4 protein-coding genes are annotated in these 4,853 nt (G+C 50.6%); 3 read left to right on the plus strand and 1 reads right to left on the minus strand.

Annotation, left to right across the window (positions count from 1 at the left end; translation table 11 throughout):
- Positions 1 to 145 precede the first annotated feature (145 nt).
- Positions 146 to 2,122, plus strand: a complete 1,977-nt coding sequence (locus tag RUMCAL_RS15165; RefSeq protein WP_207636461.1) for a leucine-rich repeat protein — start codon at positions 146 to 148, stop codon at positions 2,120 to 2,122.
- A gap of 70 nt (positions 2,123 to 2,192) precedes the next feature.
- Here the strand turns inward: RUMCAL_RS15165 and RUMCAL_RS16790 are convergent, their stop codons facing one another.
- Positions 2,193 to 3,386, minus strand: a complete 1,194-nt coding sequence (locus RUMCAL_RS16790) for a glucosaminidase domain-containing protein (RefSeq protein ID WP_021683139.1) — start codon at positions 3,384 to 3,386, stop codon at positions 2,193 to 2,195.
- Positions 3,387 to 3,727: 341 nt separating this feature from the next.
- Between RUMCAL_RS16790 and RUMCAL_RS11790 the strand changes: the two genes are divergently transcribed.
- Positions 3,728 to 4,228, plus strand: coding sequence for an HD domain-containing protein (locus RUMCAL_RS11790; protein ID WP_021683141.1), 501 nt, complete (start codon positions 3,728 to 3,730; stop codon positions 4,226 to 4,228).
- A 3-nt stretch (positions 4,229 to 4,231) separates the two neighbouring features.
- Positions 4,232 to 4,822: a putative ABC transporter permease gene (locus RUMCAL_RS11795; RefSeq protein WP_021683142.1), complete on the plus strand. Its 591-nt coding sequence runs from the start codon at positions 4,232 to 4,234 to the stop codon at positions 4,820 to 4,822.
- Positions 4,823 to 4,853 lie beyond the last annotated feature (31 nt).

Genomic DNA, 4,853 nt, shown 5'->3' on the forward strand with positions numbered 1-4,853 from the left:
AACGGCGGTCCCCCTCCCCTTTCAGGGGAGGCTGTCATAAAAATTGCTTTTCATGTTTTTTTGTGAAAGAGTTGACTTTTCTTGAAAGATATGGTATACTGTGATTGTAAGTATTTTGCAACGAAAAAGAAACGGAGGAATGAAGATGAAGTTGTGGAAAAAAGTGCTTGCCGCGGCGACCGCCGGCGTGCTTTGTCTGGGCAGTGTGGGGCTGTCTGGGGTGCAGAGCGTGCTGGAAAGCGTGGGAACGGTGCTGTCGGCGAGTGCGAATGTGTATGACGGAACTTATGGGGATTTGTACTATAAGAACGATGATGATTCGGTTTCCATAGTCGGTTGTAATACAGATGTTGAATCTGTAGAAATTCCGGCTGAGATTGACGGAAAATGCGTGACAAGTATTGGAGTTAATGCTTTTTCCAGGTGTGCCAGTTTGGCAGCAATCACGATACCGGACAGTGTGACGGAAATAGGATATTGTGCTTTTTCCAACTGTACCGGTTTGACAGCAATCACGATACCGGACAGCGTGACGGAAATTGGATATGGTAATTTTTCCGGTTGTACCGGTTTGACGACAATCACGATACCGGACAGCGTGACAAGTATTAGAGAGCATGCTTTTTTTTACTGTACCAGTTTGACAGAAATCACGATACCGGACAGTGTGACGAGCATTGGAGATGATGCTTTTTCTAACTGTAGTGGTTTGACCGAAATCACGATACCGGACAGCGTGACATCTATTGGATCTGATGCTTTTGGTGAAACCCCTTGGTTAACAGCCAAACAAGCGAAAGATCCATTGGTAATTGTCAATCATATTTTGATTGATGGAAAGACTTGTACAGGTGCTGTTTTGATACCCAGCGGTGTGACGAGTATTGGAGATAATGCTTTTGACAGCTGTACCAGTTTGGCAGCAATCACGATACCGGACAGTGTGACGGAAATAGGATGTTGTGCTTTTTACAACTGTACTAGTTTGACATCAATCACGATACCAGACAGCGTGACGGAAATTAGAATTAGAGAGAGTGCTTTTGAAGGCTGTACCAATTTAAAGAATGTTTTTATTTCTGATTTGGATTCTTGGTGCAAGATTGATTTCTACTCTGAATTTTCAAATCCATTGCGTATGGGGGCAAACCTCTATGTAAATGGAACGTTAGTATCTAAGATTACAATACCAGACAGCGTGACGAGTATTGGATGGTTAGCTTTTTCCGGCTGTACCAGTTTGACAGAAATTACGATACCAGACAGTGTGACGGAAATTAAAGGGGCTGCTTTTTCCGGCTGTACCAGTTTGACAGCAATTACAATATCAGACAGTGTGACGGAAATTAGAGAGAGTGCTTTTTCCGGCTGTACCAGTTTGACGGCAATTAGGATACCGGACAGTGTGACGAGTATCAGAGCATATGCTTTTCACGGCTGTACCAGTTTAACAGAAATCACAATACCAGACAGCGTGACAAGTATTGATGTGGAGGCTTTTGAAGGTTGCAGCAATCTGACAATATACGGCTACACCGGTTCTTATGCAGAAACCTATGCTAAGGAAAATGACATTCCTTTTGTAGCACTGGACAAGCCAACCACAACGACAGAAACCACCACAACAACTGAAATCACAACCACCACCGAAGAAACAACTACCACAGAAGAAACTACAACGACAACAACAGAAACACCGGCGACAACCACCACAGCAAAAACTACAACGCCTACAACAGCAACAACCACCACAACCGAAACCACAACTATCACAGAAAAAATTACAACGACTACAACAGAAATAACAGCAACAACCGAAACTACAACGACTACAGCAGAAACAACCGCTACAACAACCACCACGCCGACGACACCCACTCTTTCCAAGGGCGACGTGGACAACAGCGGCGGCATTGACTCCACCGACATCTTCTACACCATGCTCTATATCGCCAACGTTGCCGTAGGCAATGACGGCGGACTGACAGCTGAACAGATCGCCGCCGCTGATGTAGACGGCAACGGCATAGTGGATTCCACCGACAGCTTCTACATCATGTACTACGTGGCTCTCCACGGGGCAGGACACAACACCTCTTGGGAAGAAGTCCTTGCGAAGTAACAACGCATTATAACAACATAGCAAAAACCGGCTCCCGCATTTCCCATGCAGGAGCCGGTTTTCGATTTTCTTACATTTGCAGAATCGCTGTCAGGATTCGCAGAATCTTTGCCCCGTAGCCGGCACCGCCTGCCCAGCCCCTGCCGTTGGGATTTTCCGGAATCCCCAGCCACTCCACATAGGGGGCACAGCCCCGCTGCACATACCGGAAGCGGTCGTCCACGCAGGCCTGCTGCAAGGCTGCCGTGCTGGCATAGGCTTTCAGGTGCTGGATCTGTGCACGGATTCCCAGCTGCGGCGTGGCAAAGGAATTGCCTTTTACTCCGTTGCTGGTCACGCCCATGCCGCAGAAATTGTTCTGCTCCAGCGTCACCGCCGAGCCACGAAAGGTGAAGTTCCCCGTTTCCAGACAGGACTGTGCAAAGGCAATGTCCCCGCGGATCCCTTCGGCAGCCCCCTCGCTCAGGTAGCAGGGGATCATGTCCAGTACGCTCTGTGCCACATTGGGATTCACTGTACGGAGATAGGCGGTCATCTGTGCGGCAGTCGCCTGTGCCGTGCCGGTGATCGGCGTGAGTTCGGTGGTCAGCCTGCCGCTGGCATCGGCACGGTAGACCACGCCGTCCAGCGTCACGGTGCGGCTGCGAACCAGCTTGCCGTCCTCACCGAAATAATACAACGCCCCGTCGATCTCTTGCAGCCCCAGCAGGGCGGTTTCGGTGTCCTCGCTGAAGTAGTAGCTGCTGCTGCCGTCCGTCTGCCAGCCGGTCTGTATCTCGCCCTCTACATTATAATAAGAAAGGCTGCCGTCAGAAAAGGCGTGTATCCCTGTGTCCTGCATGCCGTATGTTTCCGAGAAGCTGTAGCGGTGTCCGTCGATTTCCTGTTCGCCGGTTTCTTTCAGCCCGCTGTCGTCGGTGTAATAGCGGTAGCCGCCGGACTCCACCCAGCCCAGAACCAATTCGCCGGTTTCCGGATCGTAGTACCGGCGTTCTCCGTCAACTGTCCGCCAGCCGGTTTTCTGGGTGCCGGTGTAGTCGAACAGATAGGCGGTGCCGTCTATGGTGACTTCGCCGGTGACCGGTGTCCCGTCGGCATCGTAATAGCAGCGGCTGCCGTCCCCGCGGGTTTCCCATGTGCCTTGGGTGGTTGCGGTTGCCACCGGTACGGCAGAGAAGTCCTCCGCCGCTGCGGAAACACCGCCCAGCAGACAGGCAGTCCCCAGCCCCGCGGCAAGTGCCAGCCAGAATGGAAAATGTTGCAAAATAAACCTCCTTGAAAAAATTGGATTTTGCGTTCGTTATCTATTTTACCATGCTTTTTGCGGAATTGCAAGTGCTTTTTAGCATATTTGTACGATAAAGTGCTGCTGCATGCAACGGAAAAATCGAGATTTTGTCAAAATTACGGGGGAACAGCGAAAACCGGCTTGTTCTTTGGCGGAATTATCGAAAAAAATAACGCAGACTTTGTTGACAATACGGCAAAAATCCGCTATAATGTAGGAGAACAGAAGTAATAGGATAAGATTGAGGAAAACAGGGGGATACCGGTGGGAGAACGTACCGGAGAAAATTGCTGCGATCTTTGCGGCAGGAGGAATTTATGTCTTTACAGGAAAAAGAAACACTGGAACTGGCACAGGCAAAAATGCAGAAATATTTGCAGGACAATGCGGTCTGCTCCATGGACGAGTATGTTCAGCACGGAACGACCAGCACATTGCAGCACTGCCTTTCGGTAGTGCGGATCAGCTGTGTCATTGCCGTTGGTCTGCATATCCATGTAAATTATGAAAATCTGATCCTCGGGGCACTGCTCCATGATTTCTACTTGTACGACTGGCACAACCATGTGGACGAGGGTGTGCTCCACGGCTTTGCACACCCGCACATTGCCTGCAAAAATGCGGCAATGCGGTTTCACGTCAATGCAGAGGTGCAGCATATCATTACCACACACATGTGGCCCTTGACGCTGCGGTTCGTGCCCCGTTCCAGAGAAGCGGTGATCGTCTGCCTTGCGGACAAGTACTGCTCCACGCTGGAAACGGCAGCGGGCATGGTTCATGCAGCGGCAGCTCTGTTCCGGAAAAGGAGGGTCTGACAGATGGTATACAATTTAACAGAATGTGCTGCCCTTTTCTTCGCCTATGCCGCCATGGGCTGGTTTATGGAAGTCTTGTACATGGGCGTGCGGGAACGGCATCTCACCAACCGCGGCTTTCTGCTGGGGCCCTGTTGTCCGATTTATGGAGCCGGCATGCTGGGCATCACCCTGCTGTTTCAGGGTAGCCACTACGGCTATTGGCACGTGTTCTTCTCGATCATTCTGTTGTGCAGTCTGCTGGAATACGCAGTCAGTGCCCTCATGGAACGAGTGTTCCACACACGCTGGTGGGATTATCACGACATGAAGTTCAACATTCACGGACGGATCTGTCTGGAAACCATGCTGCCGTTCGGACTGCTGGGCACATTTGCCCTCTATCGCATCAATCCGTTTCTGATGATGCTGTTTCACCGGATTCCCGGCTATGTTTCCGGAAAACTGGTGACTGGTGTAGTCGTTTTGTTTCTGGCAGATCTGGTCATTTCTGTTTGCGTGCTGCGGAATCTGTCCCTGCCGGACGGTGATGCAGACCATACCGCAGAGATCTCCCGCCGCGTCTGGGAAGATCTGAAAAAGCGGCTGGGGTAAGGAAACACTGCATAAAGCCCGCCTGACGGCT

Origin of the sequence: Ruminococcus callidus ATCC 27760 (genome assembly GCF_000468015.1) — a bacterium.
Taxonomy (GTDB): domain Bacteria; phylum Bacillota; class Clostridia; order Oscillospirales; family Ruminococcaceae; genus Ruminococcus_C; species Ruminococcus_C callidus.